We start from the raw sequence: 21,110 nt of genomic DNA, 5'->3' as shown, positions 1-21,110 counted from the left end.
CCGCGGTGAACTGGCGTCCGGCGACGGTGTGACGGCGGGGGAGCGCGGCACCGGCCGACGTCAGCAGGCGTACCGGAACATCACCCAGAAGCGTGGACCAGCGCCCTTCGGTCAGCGCCCCCGTCGCTTCGGCGGTCACGGAGACCCGGAAGCGCACGCCGTCCCGGGCGACCGGCACGGCGACCTCCTCGCGCAGGACGGTGTGGCGCAGCACCAGCCGGGCGCCGCCGATGTCGTCCGCGCCCCACGTCCCCGCCACGCTCAGGGTGCCGTCGGCGGCCCAGACGACCGTGTCGGCCAGCGGCCGTCGGGTGAGCTCGACGGCCAGGTTCCCGGCCGCGTCGGCACGCAGGCACAGCCGCCCGTGCTCGCGCCCCGGCGCCAGGTCCAGCGCGGCCGGGACCGCGCCGAGGCTGCCGTCGGGGTACCGGAACCGGGCCTCCCAGCGGTCCGCGTCCGGGGGTTCCACGCCCCGGGGCGCGGTGTGGGGCGCGGGCGCGACGCCGGTGAGCGCGGCGAGGGGGGACCCGTACGGCGAATCCGGCGCGGTCCTGCTGCGCGGGTCCGGGGGGCCCGGGGGAATCCCGCTGCTCCTGCCCGGGGAGCGCGGCGCGGTCCCGCTGAGCCTGCCCGAGGAATGGGGCGCGGTCCCGCTGTGCCTGCCCGGCGGGCTGGGGCCGGTCGCGCCGCGCCCGCACCGGGAAGCTGAACTCCGTGCCGGAGGGCGGGTGGTGCAGGGAGAGGTGGGTGGGGTGCGGGCCGGGACCGTGGAGAGTGCCGAGCAGCTCGACGGCGGGTGAGGCCGTGCCCGTGCCCGCGTGCGTGTCCGTGCCCGTGGGCGTGCCCGTGCCCATGCCCGCGTGCGTGTCCGGGCCCGTGGGCGTGCCCGCGTGCGTTTCCGCGTCCGCGTCCGTGCCCGCGTCCGTGTCCGTGCCCGCGTCCGCGTCACGGCTCGCCGTGGTGATCCGACTCGCCTCCACCCGCGCCCCGTACCGCTGGACCGACACCACCAGCCGCCCTTCCCGGTACGCGACCACCAGCCGTCTCCCGTCGGCCACTTCATATACCCGGGGGTGGTCCTCGGAGCGGTCGACGGGGCGGAGGGCGGCTCGGCGGATCGTGGTGCTGCCGCGCCCGGTTCCGGCGAGGACCACGCCCACCGTCCACTCGCCGTCGCCGAGGCGGGGTGGGTCGAGGGTCGTCTCGAAGCCCGAGCGGTCGTAGTCGTGGAGCTCCTGGGCGGCATTGTCAGTGGCGAGTGGCAGGCTGATGGTGCGGGTCGGGAAGCGGCGCAGTCGGCGGGTGCCGTGCTCCTGGGCCAGCGCGAGCACCAGCCTGCCCGGACCGGCGTTGCGTACGTACGCGAAGCCGGTCAGGCGCAGGGTTCCGTCCGGCTGCCGTTCCACCGCCGACAGCCGGGCCACCACCGGCAGTTCGCCGCGTCGCACCCGGGCGGCGCGGCCCGTCACCGCTCCTACGCCCGGGTACGAGACGCGGCCGCCCCGCACCGCGTAGGTACCCGCCCCGTTGGCCTGCTCGAAGGCCAGCAGCTCGACCAGCTCCGCCAGCCGGTCCTCCCGCACCAGCTGCCACTTGACCCGCAGGTCGGGCGGCAGTGCCCGGGTGACGTCCGTGCCCGCGCGCTCCAGGAACGCCCGGGCGCCGGTCATGAACGCCGCCCGGTAGGCGGGCCCGCCCATCGGCAGGCCCTCCAGGAAGTAGACGAAGTCGTCCCGCAGACAGGAGGTGTCGTAGTGCCGCCGCTGATCCGGCCAGGCCCGCTGATCCGGCCAGGCCCCGGACAGGAACCCGCTGACGTCCTCGCAGGCGGCGATCCGGTCCCGTACGCCCCGTACGTCCGTGCGCAGGCGGGTGATCGAGCCCTCGCGGACCCGCCAGTAGTAGACGTGCTCGTGCAGGACGTCCACGGACCGGGCGAGATAGTGCGCCGGGATCACCACCGGGGTGTCCTCGTACAGCCGGCCCACCGGAAAGGTGAATCCGTGGCGGTCCCAGAACGAACGGCGGAAGACCTTGTTCCAGGCGACGCGGTCGGTGCGCAGGCGGGGGTCGCGGGTGATGTGGGTGCCGATCCGGTCGGCGGTGAGCCAGCGGTACTGCCAGGCCTGGCGTCGCCCGCCCGGGTCCAGTCGCCATACGTTGCCGGAGGCGAGGTCCGAGCCGGAGGCGTCGAGGGAGGCGGTCAGCCGGGCGTAGGCGTGGGGCGCGAGCACGTCGTCGCTGTCGGCGAAGGCGAGGTATTCGGTGCCGGGGGTGGTGTGTGAGACGCCGGTGTTGCGGGCGGCGCTGAGCCCGGCGTTGGGCTGCCGTACGTAACGGAAGCGGGTGTCCCTGTGGGTGAACTCGCGGGCGATGTCGGCGCTGCCGTCCGTCGAACCGTCGTCGACGAGGACGACGTCGAGGGCGGTCATGGTCTGGGTGGCCAGGGAGCTGAGGCACTCCTCCAGGTAGGGGGCGACGTTGTGGATGGGGACGACCACGCTGAGCCTCGCGGGGGCCTGGGGGTGTGGGGGTGGTACCTGCGGTACCGGCGCCGCTTGAGGGGGAACGGGGTGTGGTGGGTTCACGCCCGGTCAACACGGGGGTCCTGCACTGGTTACCGATTCTGCCCCGATCGGGTGACGGGGTGCGGGTGCCGGTGCCGGTGCCGGGGCGTGCCGGGGTGCGAAGGTGCCCGGGGACGGGGCCCCGCGGCCGGGACGGGGCTGGGCGGGGTGCGAAGGTGCCCGGGGACGGGGTGCCGCTGTGCCCACCCTCCCCCAAGCTCTCGACTTCGCTCGAGCAGGGGGGACCCTCATCGCCCTAGCGGCACGATTGCCCACAGCGGCGGGGGAGGGGGCAGCACGGTTGGCCACAGCGGCGGTGGGGGAAGGCGGCGCGTGGCTCACAGCGGCGGTAGCGGCGCGATTGCCGCAGCGGCGGTGGGGGGGAAAGCGGCACGCCACGTCGCAGTGGTCGTGGGTGGAAGGTGGAGGCGTGGTTCCGGAGTTGGGCGTACGCGTCAAGAAGGTGGTTCGGGGCCGGGTTCTCCGGGGCCTCTACCGCCTCGACCTCCGCAGCCCCCTCGACCCCGACCTCGTCGTCCACGGGGCGTACTGGAACCGGGGCGTCGCCTGTAATCCCGCCGCCATCCACGCCAAGGCGTTGGAGCTCGTGCCACGGCTGCGGCATGTGTGGGTGGTGGGCAGCCGTCATGTCGGGCGGGTGCCGCGTGGGGTGGAGTACGTGGTCGCGGGGTCGCGGGCGTACTGGCGGGTCATGGCGACCGCCAAGTACCTCGTCAACAATTCGAGCTTTCCCGGGGGGTTCAGCAAGCGGGACGGCCAGGTCTACCTCCAGACCCACCACGGGACCCCGCTCAAGTCGATGGGGCTCGACCAGCGCCGATATCCGGCCTCCGCCCGTGGCATGGACTTCGGGAAGGTCCTCGCGCACGTCCGCCAGTGGGACTTCAGCCTCGCCGCCAACCCCCACGCGGCCGAGGTCTGGGGACGGGTCTACCCGGCCGGGTACGAGCATCTCCACCTCGGTCAGCCGCGCAACGACCGGTACTTCACTGCCACTTCCGACGACATCGCCGCCGTCCGTGCCTCGCTCGGCATCGCGCCCGGGAGTCGCGTGCTCCTCTACGCGCCGACCCACCGGGACGAAGGGGTGAGCCGCTTCTCGCCCCCGCTCGACCTGGAGCGGTTCGTGCGGGAGACCGGCGACGAGTACGTCCTGCTGGTGCGCGCGCACTACTTCCACGGGGCCTCGGCGGGGATCACCGACACCCACCCCCGGATCGTGGATGTCACCGCGCACCCCCGCGTCGAAGACCTCTGCCTCGCCTCGGACGCGCTGATCACCGACTATTCGTCGCTGCTCTTCGACTACGCCTGCCTCGACCGCCCGATCGTCGTGCACGCCCCGGACTGGGAGGCCTACCGGGCCACCCGTGGCACGTACTTCGACCTCCTCTCGGGGCGCCCCGGCGACACCCCGGGTGCCGTCTCCACCAGCGACGACGAGCTGATCGGGCTGTTCCGGGACGGCGGCTGGGACACGGACGCGGGCGGCCGGCTGCGCGAGGCGTTCCGGGCGCGCTTCTGCCCGTACGACGACGGGCACGCGGCGGAACGGGTCGTGCGCCGCCTCTTCCTCGACGAGCGGCCGCCCAGAACAACGGATCCCGGCCCGGACCCGTCACCCGGATGGACCGGCTGAGGTGACCGCCCCCGCGTTCGGGGGTTGAGCACGCGTGGGGCGGGATCCGCCCCCGTCCCCCGGCAGGAAGGTGCTCCCCGTATGACGCCCCTGACGCCCCCGGCGCCTCTGACGTCCCTGGCGCCCCGCCTCAGCGTCGTCGTCCCCGTTCACAACGTCGAGGAGCATCTGGGCGCGTGTCTGGAGTCGCTGGCCCGGCAGAGCCTGAAGGCGCTCGACGTGGTGCTTGTGGACGACGGCTCGACGGACGCCAGCGCCGACGTCGCCCGTGAATTCGCCGCGCGCGACGGCCGGTTCAGGGTGGTCGGCCGGGAGAACGGCGGCCTCGGCGCGGCCCGCAACACGGGCGTCGCGCACACCACCCCCGGCACCGAATACCTCGCCTTCGTCGACAGCGACGACGTACTTCCCTCGCGTGCCTTCGAGTTGCTGACCGGCGCGCTCGACAAGTCCGGCTCCGACTTCGCCTCCGGCAACGTCCTGCGGCTGACCGGCGGCGGGCGGCTCAGGCAGCACCCGCTGTTCACCCGGCCGATGCGCTCCACCCGTCCCGCCACCCACGTCACCGAGGACTGGTCGCTGCTCCTGGACCGGATCGCCTGCAACAAGGTGTTCCGCCGCACCTTCTGGGACGAGCACGCCTTCGCCTTCCCCGAGGGCGTCCTCTACGAGGACATCCCGGTCGTCCTGCCCGCGCACTTCGCCGCCCGCTCGGTCGACGTCCTCCAGGACGCCGTCTACTACTGGCGTTTCAGGGACAGTTCGATCACCAACAGGCGCGCGGTGGTGCGCGGGGTGGTGGACCGTACGGCGGCGGTGCTCGGCGTCAGCCGGGGGCTCACGGGGGCGCCCGAGCACAAAAAGCGTTACGACGAGTCGGTGCTGTGCGAGGACCTCTGGTACTTCATGCAGGTGCTGCCGGAGGGCGACGCGGCCTACCGGGAGGCGTTCTTGGAGCACGCGGGGGAGTTCGCCGGTCAGGTGGACCCCGAGGTGCTCGCCGGGCTGCCGCTGCACCACCGGGTGAAGTGGCACCTGGTCCGCGAGCGGCGCCTGGAGGAGCTGCTCGGCCTGCTGGAGTTCGAGCGCCGCAGCCCCCGTACGCACCGGGTGCGCGGGCTGCGCCGCCGCACCGCCGAGTACCCGCCGCTCACCGCGCCCTTCCCGCGCGACGTCCTCGCCCTCGCCCCGGGTGACCTGCCGCTGGAGGCCCGGCTCACCGGTGCCGAGTGGCGCGACGGCACGCTGCGGCTCACCGGGTACGGCTACATCCGCAACCTGCCGGCCCAGGCGCGGCGGCACGCGCTGAAGGCGGCCTGGCTGCGCACGCCCGACCGGCGCGCCCTGCCGCTGCGGCTCAAGCGGGTCAACGACCCGTCCATCACCGCCCGTTCGGGGCAGCGGCTGCACGGTTACGACTGGGCCGGCTTCGAGATCGCCGTCGACCCGGCCCGGCTGCTCACCGAGTCCGCCACCACCACCTGGAAGCTGGTCCTCGGCGTGCTCGGCCACAGCGGCGGCGTCCTCGGCCCCGGCGTGGCGCGCCGGGGCGGGGTCGCGGACGGGGGCGCGCAGCTGGAGGTGCACTACCTCGACGAGCGCACCCGGATCGTCCCGGTCTTCGCGGGCGGCCGCCTCCAGCTGAACGCCGAGCGCGTCCAGACCTGGCTGACCGGCCACGACAGCCACGACGGCGTCCTCACGCTCACCGGCGACACCCGCACCGGCGCGAGCGCGCTGCGGCTCGGCCACTGGCACTCGGACGCGGCGATCCAGGTCCCCCTCGCGCGCGACGGCGAGCGCTTCACCGCCGAGGTGCCGCTCGACGAGCTCGCCGCCGTGCGCGGCCGGGGCCCGGTCAGGGCGCCGCACGGCGAACTCCGGCCAGCTGACGCGTACAGCGTCCAGCTGGTCGGACCGGACGGCAGACGGCTCCCGGTCGCCGCGCCCCCCGGTCTGCCGCTCGGCCGCCACGCCGCCCCCGGGGGCCGCGAGCTGGCCTTCACCGTGAGCGCCTGGGGCAATGCGGTCCTCACCGACCAGCTGCCGCACGCGTACACCGAGAGCGTGACCTGGACCGACAACTCACTCGTGCTGCAGGGCCTTTACGGCGGAGGCCCGGCCGTCCCGCTCCAGCTGCGCCGCACCGGGGCCGAGGAGGAAGAGGTCGAGCTGCCGGTCCGGTGCGCGGACGGCCGCTTCCGGGCCGAGTCGGCGTACGAGGCGCTGACGCTGATCGGGGAGGGGGAGTGGCAGCTCTCCATGGGCGAGGCGCCGGTGCGGGTGCCGGCCGCCGCGCATCCGCTGCTCCCGGCCGCCCGCGCGTTCGCCGGGCGGGAGTTCGCCGTACGGCGTCAGGGCCATGACCAGGTGGTCCTCGTGGTGGCCGAGGGGGGCGCGCAGTGCGAAGGCTGAGCATCGTGGGCGCCTGGGTGGCCGAGCCGCGGGTCTTCCTGGACAGCCGGGGCAGCTTCCACGAGTGGTTCAAGGACGGCGACTTCGTCTCCGCCACCGGCCACGGCCTGGGCCTCGCGCAGGCCAACTGCTCGGTGTCCGCGCGCGGCACGCTGCGCGGCGTGCACTTCGCGGACGTGCCGCCGGGGCAGGCGAAGTACGTCACGTGCGTACGCGGGTCGGTCCTGGACGTGGTGGTGGACCTGCGGACCGGCTCGCCCACCTTCAAGCGCTGGGAGCCGGTCCTCCTCGACGACCGCGACCACCGGGCCGTCCACATCGCGGAGGGCCTCGGGCACGCGTTCATGGCGCTCACCGAGGGCGCGACGGTCGTCTACCTCTGCTCCGAGGGGTACGCGCCCGCCCGCGAGCACGGCATCCACCCGCTCGACCCGGACCTGGCGATCGAGTGGCCGACGCACCTCACGCCGCTGCTCTCGCCGAAGGACGCGGCGGCGCCGGGGGTCGCGGAGGCCGGGGAGCGGGGCCTGCTGCCGTCGTACGAGGCGTGCACGGCCTGGTACGCGCGGCAACGGGCGCTGGTTTCGGCTCAGCCGTGACGCGCCGAGGGGGGCCGGCTATTCGACTGCGGGCCGTCGTGGGCTGGTCGCTCCCCAAGTTCTCGGCTTCGCTCGAACAGGGGGGACCCCCCTCGCGGCGGAGCCGCACAGGTCACGGCCCCGCGCCCCTTAAATGCGCCCCTTCGGGGCGCCTCCTTGCTCGGCCGCGATCAACTCCGGCAGCGCCTCCGCCAGCGCCGCCCGCCACTCCCTCATCGGCTCCAAGCCCGCCTCGCGCCACCGGCCGTGCCCCAGCACGCTGTACGCCGGGCGCGGCGCGGGCCGGACGTAGGCGGCGCTCGTCGTGGCCCGCACCCGCGCCGGGTCCGCGCCCAGCAGCCGGAACGTCTCCCGGGCCAGCTCGCACCAGGTGCCGTGGCCCGCGCTGGTGCCGTGCCAGTACCCGGCGGGCGCGGCACCGGCAAGCGCCGCCTCGCCGAGCCGGACGAGGCGGTCGGCCAGGTCGGCGGTCCAGGTGGGCTGGCCGCGCTGGTCGTCCACGACGTCCAGGTGCTCGCGCGCCGACTCCATGCGGATCATGGTCCGTACGAAGTTGGCGCCGCCCGCCCCGTACAGCCAGGCGGTCCGCACCACATGGCCGGTCCGGGGCAGCAGCGCGCGCACCGCCCGCTCGCCCGCCAGCTTGGTGCGGCCGTACGCGGTGCGCGGGCCGGTCGGGGCGTCCTCCGGGTACGGGGCGGTGGCGTCGCCCGCGAAGACGTAGTCCGTGGACACGTGCAGCAGCACCGACCCGGCGCGGGCGCAGGCGCGCGCCAGATGGGACGCGCCCTCGCCGTTGATCCGCAGCGCCTCGGCCTCACACGTCTCCGCGTCGTCGACGGCCGTCCAGGCGGCGCAGTTGACGACGACGTCCGGGCGGGCGCCGGCCACCGTCGCCGCCACCGCCTCCGCCTCCGTCAGGTCGAGTCCCGAGCGGCCGAGCCCGAGCGCGTCGCGGCCCCCGAGCCGGGCCATCACATCCCGGCCGAGCATCCCGCCCGCGCCCGTGACCAGCCAACTCGGGCTCACAGGGCGGCCTTCGGGCGCAGCGGCTCCCACCAGTCCCGGTGCTCGCGGTACCAGTCGACGGTCTCCGCGAGGCCCTCGGCGAAGTCCTTGCGGGGCGCGTAGCCGAGCTCGGTACGGATCTTGGCGCAGTCGACCGAGTAGCGCCGGTCGTGGCCCTTGCGGTCCTCGACGTACACCACCTTGTCCCAGTCGGCGCCGCACGCCGCGAGCAGCAGTCCGGTCAGCTCCTTGTTGGTGAGTTCGGTGCCGCCGCCGATGTTGTAGACCTCGCCCGCGCGCCCGCCGGTGCGGACCAGCTCGATCGCCCGCACGTGGTCGTCGATGTGCAGCCAGTCGCGGACGTTGAGCCCGTCCCCGTACAGCGGCACCGTGCCGCCGTCCAGCAGCCGGGTGATGAAGAGCGGGATCAGCTTCTCGGGGAACTGGTGGTGCCCGTAGTTGTTGGAGCAGCGCGTCACCCGCACGTCCAGGCCGTGGGTGCGGTGGTGGGAGAGCGCCAGCAGGTCGGCGGAGGCCTTGGTGGCGGCGTACGGGGAGTTGGGGCTGAGCGGGTGCTCCTCCGGCCAGGAGCCCGAGTCGATCGACCCGTACACCTCGTCCGTCGAGATGTGGACGAACGGGCCGAGCCGGTGGCGCAGCGCCGCGTCGAGCAGGGTCTGGGTGCCGAGCACATTGGTCGTCACGAACTCGGCGGCGCCCAGGATCGAGCGGTCGACGTGCGACTCGGCGGCGAAGTGGACCACCTGGTCGTGCTCGCCCATCAGCTTGTCGACGAGCCGGGCGTCGCAGATGTCGCCCTGGACGAAGGCGAATCCGGGGTGGGCGCGCACCTCGTCGAGGCTGGCCGGGCAGCCCGCGTAGGTGAGCTTGTCGAGGACGGTCACCGCGACGTCGCCGGGCCCCGTGGGGCCGAGCAGCGTACGGACGTAGTGCGAGCCGATGAACCCGGCGCCGCCGGTGACAAGGATCCGGTGGGTCATGCGGAGATCTGCACCTTGCTGTGGTCACCGAGGACGAGCCGGTGGGCGGCCGGGGTGGGCGGGGCGGGGGTGATCTCGACGTCACGGCCGATCAGGGACGCCTCGATGCGGCCGACGCCGTGCAGCGACGAGCCGCTCAGCACGATCGAGTACTCGATCTCGCTGTCGGTCACCCGGCAGTTCTCCGCGATCGAGGTGGACGGGCCGATGTAGGAGTTCTCCACGACCGTGCGCGGCCCGATGATCGCCGGGCCCACGATCCGCGAGCCGCGCACGGTGGCGCCCCGGCCGATCCGCACCCGCCCGATGATCTCCGTGGCGTCGTCGACCGAGCCCTCGTGCCCGGGGGTGAGCAGCTCCAGGACCGAGCGGTTGACCTCCAGCATGTCCTCGACGTTGCCGGTGTCCTTCCAGTAGCCGGAGATCACTGTCGAACTGACCTTCAGCCGCCGGTCGATCAGCCACTGCAGGGCGTGCGTGATCTCCAGCTCGCCGCGCGCCGAGGGGGCGATGGCACGGACGGCCTCGTGCACCGCCGGGGTGAAGAGGTAGACGCCGACCAGGGCCAGATCGCTCTTGGGGTGCGACGGCTTCTCCTCCAGGCGCGCCACGCACCCGTCCGTGTCCAGCTCCGCCACGCCGAAGGAGCGCGGGTCGGGCACCTTGGTCAGCAGGATCTGCGCGTCCGGGCGGGCGGCCCGGAACTCGTCGACCAGATCGGTGATCCCGCCGACGACGAAGTTGTCGCCCAGATACATCACGAAGTCCTCCTCGCCGAGGAACTCGCGGGCGATCAGCACCGCGTGGGCCAGCCCCAGCGGCGCGTGCTGCGGGATGTAGGTGACGGTGATGCCGAACCGCGAGCCGTCGCCCACGGCCGCCCGGATCTCCTCGGCCGTGTCCCCGACGATGATCCCGACGTCCGTGATCCCGGCGGCCGCGATCGACTCGAGGCCGTAGAAGAGCACCGGTTTGTTGGCCACCGGCACCAGCTGTTTGGCCGAGGTGTGGGTGATCGGCCGCAGCCGGGTGCCGGCGCCGCCGGAGAGGACGAGTGCTTTCACTGGGGACCACCGGAGTCTGGGAGGCGAGGGACAGGTAGTGAACGAGAGCTGACGCCGGGGATTACGGCTGGTGGTGAACCATACGGGTGATTTCCGGGCGAGTGCATTTGGCCAAGATCCGCAGGCGGAACAACGGCCCCGGGGTGAAAGTGCGTTGATCGCTCCGGTGGATTCGGGCCGGTGGTTGGTACGTTCGACCGCCATGAGCGAACAGTCATTTCGGATGAATCGGTACGTACGGCATGGAAGGCTCATCGTCGGGTCCGTCGCCGCCGTCGGTTTCCTCGCGAAAATGGTGTTCGCCGCCCGTACCCGGGGGCCCGCCGACGTCTTCTTCTTCTGGGCCTTCGCCCAGCACATCGAGAAGGTCGGGCCGGTACGGATCTACGCCCATCCGATGCCGAGATTGCCGGTCTACAACCATCCCCCGCTGGCGGGCTGGATGCTGCTCGGACTCGACCGGATCGCCCGCCTCGGCGTCGAGTTCGGCACACTGATCCGCACCCCCGCCTGCCTCGCGGACTTCGCGGCCGCGCTGCTCGTGTTCGAGATCGTCCGCAGGCGCCGCCCGGTACGGACGGCCATGGCCTGCGGGATCGGGGTGACGCTCTCGCCCGTCCTCATCCCGACGTCCGGCTACCACGGCAACACCGACTCGGTCGCCGTGACGCTGGCGCTCGCCGCCGCCTGGTTGCTCGCGGACCGGCGGGCACCGGTGGCCGCCGGAGTGGTCGCGGCGCTGTCCATCAGCGTCAAGTTCGTGCCGGTGGTGGCGCTGCCCGCGCTGGCGGTGGCGGCCTGGCGCGGCGGGCGGCGGGAGTTCGCGCGCTTCTCGGCGGCGCTGGGCGCGGTGCTGCTGGTGGTGTGGGGGCCGGTGCTGGCGACCGTGCCGGGCGCGCTGCGGGCCAACGTCCTTGAGTACAAGGGCGGCAACTTCCGGCTGTGGGGCATCGTCAAGTTCGCCGAGTGGCTGGGCTTCTCCAACGAGTCGATCGCCGCGCTGCGCGGGCCCGGCCACTTCGTCGTGGTCCTCATCTGCGTGGCGGCGGGCGTCTGGCCCGCGTGGCGCCGCCCGGACCGCGCGCCGCTGGCCGTCGCGATCACGCTGAGCGTGCTGCTGCTGCTCAGCACCGCGTCCGGCGTCCAGTACCTGGCCTGGCCGGTCGCGGCGCTCTTCGCGATCGGCTTCTGGGAGGGCCTTGCGTACAGCGCGCTCGCCGGAATCCTCGCCTCCTGGGTCTACACGATCCAGAAACCCACCCGCTGGAGCTACGACCAGCAGGTCCTGGGCGCATGGGCCTGGGCGGCGCTGCTGGTGGGGATCGCGTCGGGGTACGTGGCGGTGTTCCGGTCGCGCGAGCGGGAGCCTGGCGCGCCGGGCGAGGTGGCGGTGGCGGCTCCTGCGGGAGCCGCGCCGCTGGGAGTGCGGTGATTCGGCTGCGGGCCGTGCTGGATTGCTCGCGCCCGCGCGGCGGAGCCGCACATGTCACAGCCCCGCGCCCCTTGGATGCGGCTGCGCGGCAATCTCGGGGACGGCCCGAAGGGGCGCATTCAGGGGCGCGGGGAACTGCGCGAGAAGCGAGCACGGTCCGCAGACGACCGCCGGGCCCGAAAGGGGCGCGGGGAACTGCGCGACCAGCCCCCACCGGCCCGCAGACAAACACGCGCCCCCTACGGGGCACCGCCGCCACGCCCCCAACCCCGTCAACCCTGGAGACGCACGTGCAGCCGACCCCGACCCGCACCCCCGAAGCCGTCGACCGCTCAGGTCAAAGCCCCCGCATCGGCATCCTCGTAGTCGCCTACAACGCCGAGACCACCCTGGAGAAGACCCTCGACCGCATCCCGGCCGGCTTCCGCTCCCGTATCGAGGAGATCCTCATCCTCGACGACGCCAGCCACGACGGCACCTTCACCGCCGGATGCCGCTGGTCCCAGGCCGAGGGCATGCCCCGTACCGTCGTCATGCGGCACACCAAGAACCTCGGATACGGCGGGAACCAGAAGGCCGGATACGCGCTCGCGGCCGAGCGCGGGCTCGACATCGTCGTCCTGCTGCACGGCGACGGGCAGTACGCCCCCGAGCTCCTCCCCGAAATGGTCGCGCCCATCGAGAGGGGCGAGGCCGACGCCGTGTTCGGCTCGCGCATGATGGACCGGCGCGGAGCGCTGCGCGGCGGAATGCCGCTCTACAAATGGCTGGGGAACCGTATCCTCACCCGTCTGGAGAACGCCCTGCTCGGCTCCCGGCTCACCGAATTCCACTCCGGCTACCGCGCCTACAGCGTCGCCGCCCTGCGCCGCCTCCCCATCGAGCGCAACACCGACGCCTTCGACTTCGACACCCAGATCATCGTCCAGCTCATCGACGCGGGCATGCGGATCCGGGAGATCCCCGTCCCCACCTACTACGGCGACGAGATCTGTTACGTCAACGGCCTCAAGTACGCCAAGGACGTGGTGAAGGACGTCCTCGAATACCGGCTCGCGGTCAAGGGGTTCGGCACCTGCCCGTGGATCCCCAAGCCCGACGGATACGCCTTCAAGGAGGGCGACGGCTCCTCCCACGCCGTCATCCTCGACCGCATGCGCGCCCTGCCGCCGGGCCGCGTCCTGGACCTCGGCTGCTCCGGCGGGCTCTTCGCCGAGCGCCTGGAGGCGCTGGGCCACGAGGTGACCGGCGTCGACTGCGTCGAGGTGCCGGGCGTGCGCGAGAGGTGTACGCGGTTCTTCCGGGCGGACCTGGAGGAGGGGCTGCCCGAGGAGATCGGGCGGGGGTACGACTACGTGGTCGCCGGAGACGTCATCGAGCACCTCTCCCGGCCCGACCGCGTCCTCGCCGCGATCGCCCCCCTCCTGCGCCCGGGCGGCCAGGTGCTGCTGTCGGTGCCGAACTTCAGCCACTGGTACGCCCGGCTGCGGGTCGTCCTCGGTGTGTTCGGGTACGACCGGCGCGGCATCCTCGACGAGACGCATCTGCGCTTCTTCACCCGGGCCAGCCTGCGCCGCACGGTCCAGGGCGCCGGGTACGACATCCTCGGCACGACCTCGACCGGGGCGCCCTTCTGGGCGCTGCTCGGCGGGAACGGCCTGGTGGGGCGCGCGGTGGCGGGGGCGCTTGGCGGACTCTCGCGGCTGCTCGTGCGGCTGCGGCCCACCCTCTTCGGCTATCAGCACATCGTGCTGCTCACTCCGCACGCGGCCGAGACGATCATCGCTGGGGAGCACGTCGATGTACAGGACATCCTCAACCGTCAGTACACCCCCGCCGACCGCGTCGGTGTCTGAGATCCCCGCCGAAGTCCCGGTCAGGAGAAGGATGTTGGACCTGTCCAGCCTCGCCCTGCTGCTCTTCGCGGTGTTCTCCTCGGCGGGCGGCCAGATCATGCTCAAACACGGCATGCGCGCCGCCGCCACCGCCGTGGAGCAGAGCGGCGGCTCGATCGCGCTGCGGGCCGCCACCAGCCCGTGGATCGTGGTCGGCCTGGTCGTCTTCGCCGCCTCGGCCGTCGCCTGGATGTCGACGCTGGCCCGGGTGCCGCTGTCCGTCGCGTACCCCTTCAACGCGCTGGGGTACCTGCTGATCGTGCTGGCCGGCTCGACCGTGCTGCACGAGCGGACGTCGGTGTGGACGTGGGCGGGCTCGCTGCTCGTGGTCGTCGGGCTCGTCACGGTGATGGCCGGGCAGCAGCGCTGACCCGGCGGGCGCCCGGCTGCGGCACAACCGCGCGCCGGGCCGGCTCCACGGGCGGCAGTGCGTCGGCCGGCTCGCCCAGGAACACCGTGCGCACCACGCGTTCGGCGGCGCGCCCGTCGTCGTACGGGCAGAACCGCTCCCGGAAGGCGCCCCGCAGCGCGGCGTTCGCGCTGCTGTCCCAAGCGCCGTCCCGGAAGCAGGAGATGAGCTCGTCCGTGCTGGTGGTGACCGCGCCCGGGGTGTCGCCCGGGCGCCCCGAGAGGAGGTCGAAGCAGACGCCCCGGACCGTGCGGTACACCTCCCAGTCGGGGGCGTGCACGACGATCGGGCGGTCCAGGTTGGCGTAGTCGAACATCACCGACGAGTAGTCCGTGACCAGCGCGTCCGCCGCCAGGCACAGCTCCTCGACGCGGGGGTGCGCCGAGACGTCGAGCAGCCCGGGGTGCTCCGGCAGCCCGGCCGAGCCGTAGAAGTAGTGCGCGCGCACCAGCAGCAGGGTGCCGGGGCCGAGCGCGTCGGCGACGCGGACCAGGTCCAGGGCCGAGGAGAAGCCGCGCTCGTACTCGCGGTGGGTCGGTGCGTACAGGATCGCGCGGCGGCCCGGTGCGATGCCGAGGGAGCGACGGGCGGCGGCGACGGACTCGGGGGTCGCCGTCGCGTACACGTCGTTGCGCGGATAGCCGGACTCCAGGTGCCGCACCGCGCCGGGGTAGACGCGGGACCAGGTCTCGGTGGAGTGCGGGTTGGCGGAGAGGGACCAGTCCCAGCGGTCGACGCGGCGCAGGAACCGGCGGAAGCTGAAGCTCTTGGCGGCGGCCGGGTGGGCGAGCTGGTCCAGGCCCATGCGCTTGAGCGGGGTGCCGTGGTGGGTCTGGAGGTGAAGCTGGCCCGGGCGCTTGACCAGGTGGTCGGGGAAGTTGACGTTGTTGACGAAGTACGTGGCACGGGCCATCACCCGCCAGTACGCGAGGGTGTCCGGCAGCACGAAGGCGTGCCCGTCCGCCGCCTTCGCCTTGCCGACCACCCACACGCCCCTGATGTGCGGGGCGAGTTCGGCGGCCTTGCGGTGGACGGCCGCCGGGTTGCAGCTCACACCCCGGTTCCAGTACGAGGCGTACACCGCGAGCCGGGGGTCGAGCGGGAGGAGGCGCTGGAGGCGGTAGTAGTGCCGGAACACCGCGCTGAGCCCGGACTTGCGCAGGGTGCGGGCGCGGGAGCGCAGCCGGCGGCGGGCCGCGAGAGCTCGGTCGAGGGCGGTCAGCGTCCCGGCCCGGCCCTCCGTGAGCAGGCGCGCGCGCACGCCGGAGCGCCCGCCGCCCGGCCGGTGTCCGGCGGGCCGGTGGGCCCGGCTGAAGGCGGCCACCGCCCGGACGTACGCCCGCCGCCGCCCGCGCGCGCCCGGCCAGGCCTTCAGCAACTCCCGTACGGCCAGGGCGTACAGCGGCTCCCGCAGGACCTCGGCGCCGGGCCGGGCGGCGTCCGCGAGGAGCGTGTCGTACGCGGCGACGACCTCCCGGGGGTCGGTCCGGCGCGCTCCCGGGAGCGGGCGCTGCTGGCGGTGGTCCACGCAGGGGGTGGGGAGGGCCGCCACCGTCCCGGCCGCGATGAGCGAGCCGAGTGCCCACATCGCCTCGGCCCGCGCGCCAGGGTCGAAGCGCGGCGCCGCGTCGCGCCAGAACTCCCGCCGTACCGCCCGGTTCCAGCTCACCGGGGCCACCCCGAGCAGGCCCGGCCGCCCGGCGGCCGTGGTCACCGCGTCCCCGGCCGCACGCAGCATGTCGAGGGAGCGGGTCGGCTCGGGCGTGCCGAGGAAGGGGGTGCGCAGATGCCCGAAGAGCAGGACGTCCGGGTCTCCGGCCGCCTTCAGGCGCGCGTCGATCGCGTCGAGCGCCCCCGGCAGCTGGACCAGGCCCGGCTCCAGGAAGAGCAGATACTCCCCGCGGGCCTGCCCGGCTCCGGCGTCGCGCCGCTCGCCCGCGCTGACCTGGGCCGCCAGGTGGACGGCCCGTACGCGCGGGTCGGCGGCGGCCAGCTCGTCGAGCAGGCGCCCCGAGCCGTCCGCCGAGCCGTCGTCGACCCCGATGACCTCGACGTCGGCGAACGCCTGCCGCAGCACGGATTCCAGGCACTCCCGCAGCAGCCCGCGAGCGTCATGGACGGGGACGACGACGGTGAATCGGGGCAACGGGGACCTCTTTCGGGGCGGGGGCCGGGCCGGGGCAGGGAGCGAAGTTGCCCGGGGGCGGGGTGCGGCGGGTCGGGCGTCAGACCAAGCCCGCCAGTTCCCGCTGGATCGTGGTCGTGGGTAGCGCCGCCGAAGGGGCTGGGCGGCGGTCCTCGGGTGGGACGACCGGGGGGAGGGCGCTCTGGCCCAGGAAGACCCGCCGTACCACCCGCTCCGCCGCGTGCCCGTCGTCGTACGGGCAGAACCGGGCCCGGAACGCGGCCCGCAGCTGGGCCGAGCGGGAGCCGCGCCAGTGGCCGGTGGTGAAGATGTCGATCAGCTCGTCCTCGGTGCGGGCGACCGCGCCCGGCGGGAAGGACCGCAGGTCGAAGTAGGTGCCGCGGGCCGCCTCGTAGGCCTCCCAGTCGTCGGCGTGGATGACGATCGGGCGGTCCAGGTTGGCGTAGTCGAACATCAGGGACGAGTAGTCGGTGACGAGCGCGTCGGCGGCCAGGCACAGCTGCTCGACCGACGGGTGCCCGCTGACGTCGATGACCCGCGGGTGCGTGTCCTCGCCCGCCAGCGGCGCCCCGTACGTGAAGTGGGCGCGGGTGAACAGGACGAACCCGGGGCCGAGCGTGCGGGCCAGGCGCTCCAGGTCGAGCGGGCGGTGCTGGCCGCGCCGGTAGTCGCGGTGGGTCGGCGCGTACAGGACGGCGGTGGCGTCGGCGGGGATGCCCAGGCCGTCGCGGAGCCGGGCCACGTCGGCGGCGCTCGCCGCGTGGAAGACGTCGTTGCGGGGATAGCCGTATTCGAGGGTGGTGTACCCCGAGGGGTAGGTGCGCTCCCAGGTGAGGGTGGAGTGGAGGTTGGCGGAGAGGCTGTAGTCCCACTTGTCGCTGCGGGCGACCAGATGCGCGAAGTCGGTGTCGCGGGCGGCGGCCGGGCGGTCCATCAGGTCCAGGCCCATGGTCTTGAGCGGGGTGCCGTGGTGGGTCTGGAGCAGCACCTGGCCGTCCCGCTTGACCAGCCTGCCGTCGAACTCCACATTGCTGACCAGGTACTTCGCGCGGGCGAGCGCCGTCCAGTACGCGAAGGTGTCGGGCCGTACCTTGCGGGTCGCGGGCGGCACGGTGTGCAGGTGCGCGGGCGCGGCGACCCACGCGGTCCGCACCCGGGGCACCAGCTCCCGCACCTGCGCCTCGATCGCGGCCGGGTTGCAGACGTACCCCCGGCCCCCGTACGCGCTGAAGACCGCCTCGTCCCGCACCGGCAGCCGTCGCTGGACCCGGTAGTGCACGCGGAGCACTCCGGAGCGCAGAGCGCGGCCGAGCGCGCGCAGCGGCCTGCCCGCGCGGGCGCGCAGCGCGCTGAGCGCTCCCAGGCCCAGATACGTGCGGTGGGCGCCGAGCCGGACAAGGCCGTGCCGCACCCGGACGCGCAAGGTGCGCGGGCCACCGCCGGGGGAGCGGTGGCGGCGGTACTGGGCGCGGGCGCGCCGGAAGAACTCGGCGCGGCTGCCGTGCGGCAGCCGCACCCGGGTGGTGAACACGGTGAGGAAGTGGTCGGCCATCTTCCGGAAGATCAGCGGCCGCAGCGGCGCCAGCTCGGGGCGTGCGTCGATGAACGCGAAGACCCGGTCGTACTGGTCGAAGAGGTCGAAGTGGCGGCGGCTGGTGGTGGAGAGGATGCTGCCCTGGCGGCGCTGGCGGTAGTGGACGCAGACCCGGTCGAGCGTGGTGAGCGAATCGGCGGCCATCAGCGCCGGATACGTCCAGGGCGCGTCCTCGTAGAAGCCGGGCGTGAAGCTGAAGCCCTGCTCCTCGATGAACTCGCGCCGGTACGCCTTGTTCCACACCACGCTGAGCAGCTTGAGCAGCCCCGGCCGGTCCGCGAGCCGGAAGGTGGCGGGCCCGGCCTCGGCGAGCTGGGCGGACGACTTGTTGCGGACCTGCTCGCCCGACCAGAACGTCCGTGCGTAGTCGTAGACCAGGACGTCCGGGTCGCCGGTCTCCTTGAGCCGGTCCGCGACGGCCTGGAGGGCGCCCGGGGTGAAGGTGTCGTCGCCGTCGAGGAAGACCACGTAGTCGCCGGTGGCGTGGGCGAGTCCGGCGTTGCGAGCGGGGCCGAGGCCGGTGTTGGCCTCCAGGTGCACGGCGGTGACGCGGCGGTCGCGGGCGGCGTGTTCGTCGATGATCGCGCCGCACGCGTCCGGTGAGCAGTCGTCGACCGCGATCAGTTCCAGATCGTCGTACGACTGACTGAGCACCGAGCCCAGACAGTCGTGGAGATAGGCCTGGACCTTGTACACGGGGACGATCACGCTGAACCGGGGCATGGCCCGTAGAACGGCGCGGGGCGCGAGCGGGTTACGCCGGTGGTGGCAGACGGGGTAAAGCCACGGCGCCCGTTTGACGTGGGCCGCTTGCCCGTTTGGCGTGGGCCGCTTGCCGCTTTGGCGTGGGCCGCTTGCCGGTTTGACGTGGGCTACTTGACGGCGCCCGCCATCACCCCCGACACGAACTGGCGCTGGAAGGCGAAGAAGACGGCCAGCGGGATGACCATCGACACGAAGGCGCCGGGCGCCAGGACGTCGATGTTGTTGCCGAACTGCCGTACCTGCTGCTGGAGGGCGACCGTGATCGGCGGGTGCTTGGAGTCCGCGAAGATCAGCGCGACCAGCATGTCGTTCCAGACCCAGAGGAACTGGAAGATGCCGAGCGAGGCGATCGCCGGACCGCCCAGCGGCAGCACGACCCGGGTGAACAGGCGGACCTCGCCCGCCCCGTCGAGCCGCGCGGCCTCCAGGAGCTCCCGGGGGATCTCCGCGAAGAAGTTCCGCAGCAGGAAGATCGCGAACGGCAGGCCGAAGGCGACGTGGAAGGTGATGACGCCGACCGTCGTCTCGAAGATCCCGATCTTGCCGAAGAGCTTGGCGACCGGTACGAGGGCGACCTGGACGGGGACGACGAGCAGGCTCACCACGACCATGAACCACCAGTCACGGCCGGGGAAGTCCATCCAGGCGAAGGCGTATCCGGCGAACGAGCCGATGACGACGACCAGGACGGTCGCGGGCACGGTGATCACGACGGTGGAGAGGAGCGAGTCGGTGATCGTGCTGTTGTCCAGCAGGGTGGAGTAGTTGTGGAAGGTGAGCTGGGACGGCTCGCTGAAGAGCTTCCACCAGCCGGTGGAGGCGATGTCGGAGGGGCTGCGCAGCGAGGACAGCAGCAGCCCGACGGTCGGCATCAGCCAGAAGAGCCCGACGAGGACGAGGAACACGCGCAGCGCGCCGCCGCCGGCTCGGGCGGCGATCCGGGCGGGCAGGGACTGCTTGGCCTTGACGACCCCCACGACTGTCATCGCCGCGCCTCCCGCCGCATCCGCCGGATGTTGCTGTGCTGTCCCGGGGGGCGACCCCCGGACCCCCGGCAGTGGGCGGTGGTGGCGCTGGTGGTCGTCATCGCCGCGCCTCCCGCCGCATCCGCCGGATATTGCTGTGCTGTCCCGGGGGGCAACCCCCGGACCCCCGGCAGTGGGCGGTGGTGGCGCTGGTCGTCGTCATCGCCGCGCCTCCCGCCGCATCCGCCGGATATTGAAGAGCATCACCGGTACGACCAGGACCAGCAGCAGCACCGCGATCGCGCTGCCCACGCCGAGGTCCGCGTCCGTGCCGAACGAGGAGCGGTAGAGCTGGAGCGCCAGCACATTGGCGTCGTCCTGGCTGGAGCCTGGCGCGATGATGAAGATCAGGTCGAAGATCTTCAGCACGTTGATCATCAGCGTGACGAGGACGACCGCGAGGACGGGCGCGAGCAGCGGCACGGTCACCCGCCGGAAGACCTGCCACTCGTTGGCGCCGTCCACCCGCGCCGCCTCCAGGAGTTCGCGCGGCAGCCCCGCGAGCCCGGCCGCGATGAGGACCATCGCGAACCCGGCCCACATCCAGATGTACGAGCCGATGATGGCGGGGGTGACGAGGGACGGGCCGAGCCAGTTGACGCCGTTGTAGGGCTCGCGGAAGTTGCCGCTGGGCAGCCGCAGTTGGGCGCCGTCGGCCTTGGCGGGCAAGGTGAAGGTGCCGTCCGCGCGAGCGGTGGCACTGGCGACGACCTGCCCCTCCCGGACAGCTTCGATCTTGATGCCCTTGAGGCCGAGCTCCTTGGAGTCGATGGTGTTGGGGGTGCCGCCGCCCCCTTTGCTGAAGTCCAGCCAGGCGGTCCCGGTGATCTTGCCGGGCTCGGCGGCCGGGGCCTTCGCCGCCTTCGCGGACGAGGGCAGCTTGTCGGCGGCGACCCCGACGAGCGGGAGCAGCGCGGGCTGCCCGGCGTGGACGGCGTCCTTGGTCACGAAGGAGCCACCGCCGCCCGGCTTGAGCGGGGCGGCGGGCAGCGGGTGGGCCCGGGGGAAGCCCGCCGACTCGGCGAACGTGTCGTGCACCCCCACCCAGACGGCGTTGGCGACTCCCCGGTCCGGGTCCTGCTCGTACACCAGCCGGAAGATGATCCCCGCGGCGAGCATCGAGATCACCATCGGCATGAAGACGATCAGCTTGAACGCCGTGCCCCAGCGCACCCGTTCGGTCAGTACGGCGAAGATCAGCCCGAGCGCGGTGGCGATGGTCGGGGCGCAGACCACCCAGATCGCGTTGTTCTTGACGGCGGTCAGGATGGTGTCGTCGGTGAAGAGGGTCTTGTAGTTGTCGATCCCGGCGAAGCCGTCGCCCGACTGGTCGAAGAACGAGCGGTAGACGGAGTACCCGATCGGATAGACCACCAGCGCGCCGAGCAGGACGAGCGCGGGCAGCAGGAACCCGGCGGCGAGGTACGCGCGTGTCCCGGTCACGCTCTTACGGACGCGGGGCGCGGGAGGCGAAGGGGGTGGGGGCGAGGCGGGCGAGGGCGCCGGGGCGGCGGTCATGGCGGGCGGCCG

The 21,110-nt window shown here is 73.1% G+C and carries 14 protein-coding genes; 6 read left to right on the top strand and 8 right to left on the bottom strand.

Annotated elements, in window-relative coordinates:
* Positions 1-80 precede the first annotated feature (80 nt).
* Positions 81-2,501: a glycosyltransferase gene (locus tag AB0G17_RS15725; protein ID WP_361381644.1), complete on the bottom strand. Its 2,421-nt coding sequence runs from the start codon at positions 2,499-2,501 to the stop codon at positions 81-83.
* A gap of 496 nt (positions 2,502-2,997) precedes the next feature.
* Here AB0G17_RS15725 and AB0G17_RS15720 point away from each other — a divergent pair, with 496 nt between their 5' ends.
* From AB0G17_RS15720 to rfbC, 3 genes are all read left to right on the top strand, one after another.
* Positions 2,998-4,227 (top strand): CDP-glycerol glycerophosphotransferase family protein, encoded by a 1,230-nt coding sequence (locus tag AB0G17_RS15720; protein ID WP_361381640.1) that lies wholly within the window; start codon positions 2,998-3,000, stop codon positions 4,225-4,227.
* 81 nt (positions 4,228-4,308) lie between these two features.
* A complete protein-coding gene (locus tag AB0G17_RS15715; protein ID WP_361381637.1) occupies positions 4,309-6,642 on the top strand; it encodes a glycosyltransferase in 2,334 nt (777 codons plus the stop codon).
* Entirely contained in the window at positions 6,630-7,241 is a 612-nt protein-coding gene (gene rfbC, locus AB0G17_RS15710; protein WP_361381634.1) for a dTDP-4-dehydrorhamnose 3,5-epimerase, read from the top strand. The genes AB0G17_RS15715 and rfbC overlap by 13 nt, the downstream gene beginning before the upstream one ends.
* Positions 7,242-7,370: 129 nt before the next feature.
* Here the strand turns inward: rfbC and rfbD are convergent, their stop codons facing one another.
* From rfbD to AB0G17_RS15695, 3 genes are read right to left on the bottom strand one after another with little or no spacing between them, the layout of a single operon-like run.
* Positions 7,371-8,270 (bottom strand): dTDP-4-dehydrorhamnose reductase, encoded by a 900-nt coding sequence (rfbD, locus tag AB0G17_RS15705; protein WP_361381631.1) that lies wholly within the window; start codon positions 8,268-8,270, stop codon positions 7,371-7,373.
* Complete coding sequence (rfbB, locus tag AB0G17_RS15700) at positions 8,267-9,250, bottom strand: dTDP-glucose 4,6-dehydratase (RefSeq protein ID WP_361381628.1); 984 nt, start codon at positions 9,248-9,250, stop codon at positions 8,267-8,269. The genes rfbD and rfbB overlap by 4 nt, the downstream gene beginning before the upstream one ends.
* Positions 9,247-10,314: a glucose-1-phosphate thymidylyltransferase gene (locus tag AB0G17_RS15695; protein ID WP_361381625.1), complete on the bottom strand. Its 1,068-nt coding sequence runs from the start codon at positions 10,312-10,314 to the stop codon at positions 9,247-9,249. The genes rfbB and AB0G17_RS15695 overlap by 4 nt, the downstream gene beginning before the upstream one ends.
* A 223-nt stretch (positions 10,315-10,537) precedes the next feature.
* Here AB0G17_RS15695 and AB0G17_RS15690 point away from each other — a divergent pair, with 223 nt between their 5' ends.
* From AB0G17_RS15690 to AB0G17_RS15680, 3 genes are all read left to right on the top strand, one after another.
* Positions 10,538-11,746, top strand: a complete 1,209-nt coding sequence (locus tag AB0G17_RS15690; RefSeq protein WP_361381622.1) for a glycosyltransferase 87 family protein — start codon at positions 10,538-10,540, stop codon at positions 11,744-11,746.
* Between the two features lie 290 nt (positions 11,747-12,036).
* Positions 12,037-13,602, top strand: a complete 1,566-nt coding sequence (locus tag AB0G17_RS15685; RefSeq protein WP_361381619.1) for a bifunctional glycosyltransferase/class I SAM-dependent methyltransferase — start codon at positions 12,037-12,039, stop codon at positions 13,600-13,602.
* 31 nt (positions 13,603-13,633) lie between these two features.
* Entirely contained in the window at positions 13,634-14,011 is a 378-nt protein-coding gene (locus tag AB0G17_RS15680) for a hypothetical protein (RefSeq protein ID WP_361381616.1), read from the top strand.
* Here the strand turns inward: AB0G17_RS15680 and AB0G17_RS15675 are convergent.
* From AB0G17_RS15675 to AB0G17_RS15660, 4 genes are all read right to left on the bottom strand, one after another.
* Positions 13,983-16,196, bottom strand: coding sequence for a bifunctional glycosyltransferase family 2 protein/CDP-glycerol:glycerophosphate glycerophosphotransferase (locus tag AB0G17_RS15675; protein WP_361381613.1), 2,214 nt, complete (start codon positions 16,194-16,196; stop codon positions 13,983-13,985). The genes AB0G17_RS15680 and AB0G17_RS15675 overlap by 29 nt on opposite strands.
* A gap of 79 nt (positions 16,197-16,275) precedes the next feature.
* Complete coding sequence (locus tag AB0G17_RS15670) at positions 16,276-18,513, bottom strand: bifunctional glycosyltransferase family 2 protein/CDP-glycerol:glycerophosphate glycerophosphotransferase (RefSeq protein WP_361381610.1); 2,238 nt, start codon at positions 18,511-18,513, stop codon at positions 16,276-16,278.
* A 149-nt stretch (positions 18,514-18,662) separates the two neighbouring features.
* Positions 18,663-19,541 carry a carbohydrate ABC transporter permease gene (locus AB0G17_RS15665; RefSeq protein WP_361381607.1) on the bottom strand — a complete coding sequence of 293 codons (879 nt, stop codon included), beginning with the start codon at positions 19,539-19,541 and terminating at the stop codon, positions 18,663-18,665.
* Between the two features lie 198 nt (positions 19,542-19,739).
* Complete coding sequence (locus tag AB0G17_RS15660; RefSeq protein WP_361381604.1) at positions 19,740-21,098, bottom strand: sugar ABC transporter permease; 1,359 nt, start codon at positions 21,096-21,098, stop codon at positions 19,740-19,742.
* Between the last annotated feature and the right edge of the window lie 12 nt (positions 21,099-21,110).

Source organism: Streptomyces sp. NPDC023838 (assembly GCF_040639555.1).
Classification (GTDB): domain Bacteria; phylum Actinomycetota; class Actinomycetes; order Streptomycetales; family Streptomycetaceae; genus Streptomyces.
Note: the sequence above shows the minus strand (reverse complement) of the source record. Positions and strands in the feature narration are given on the sequence as shown.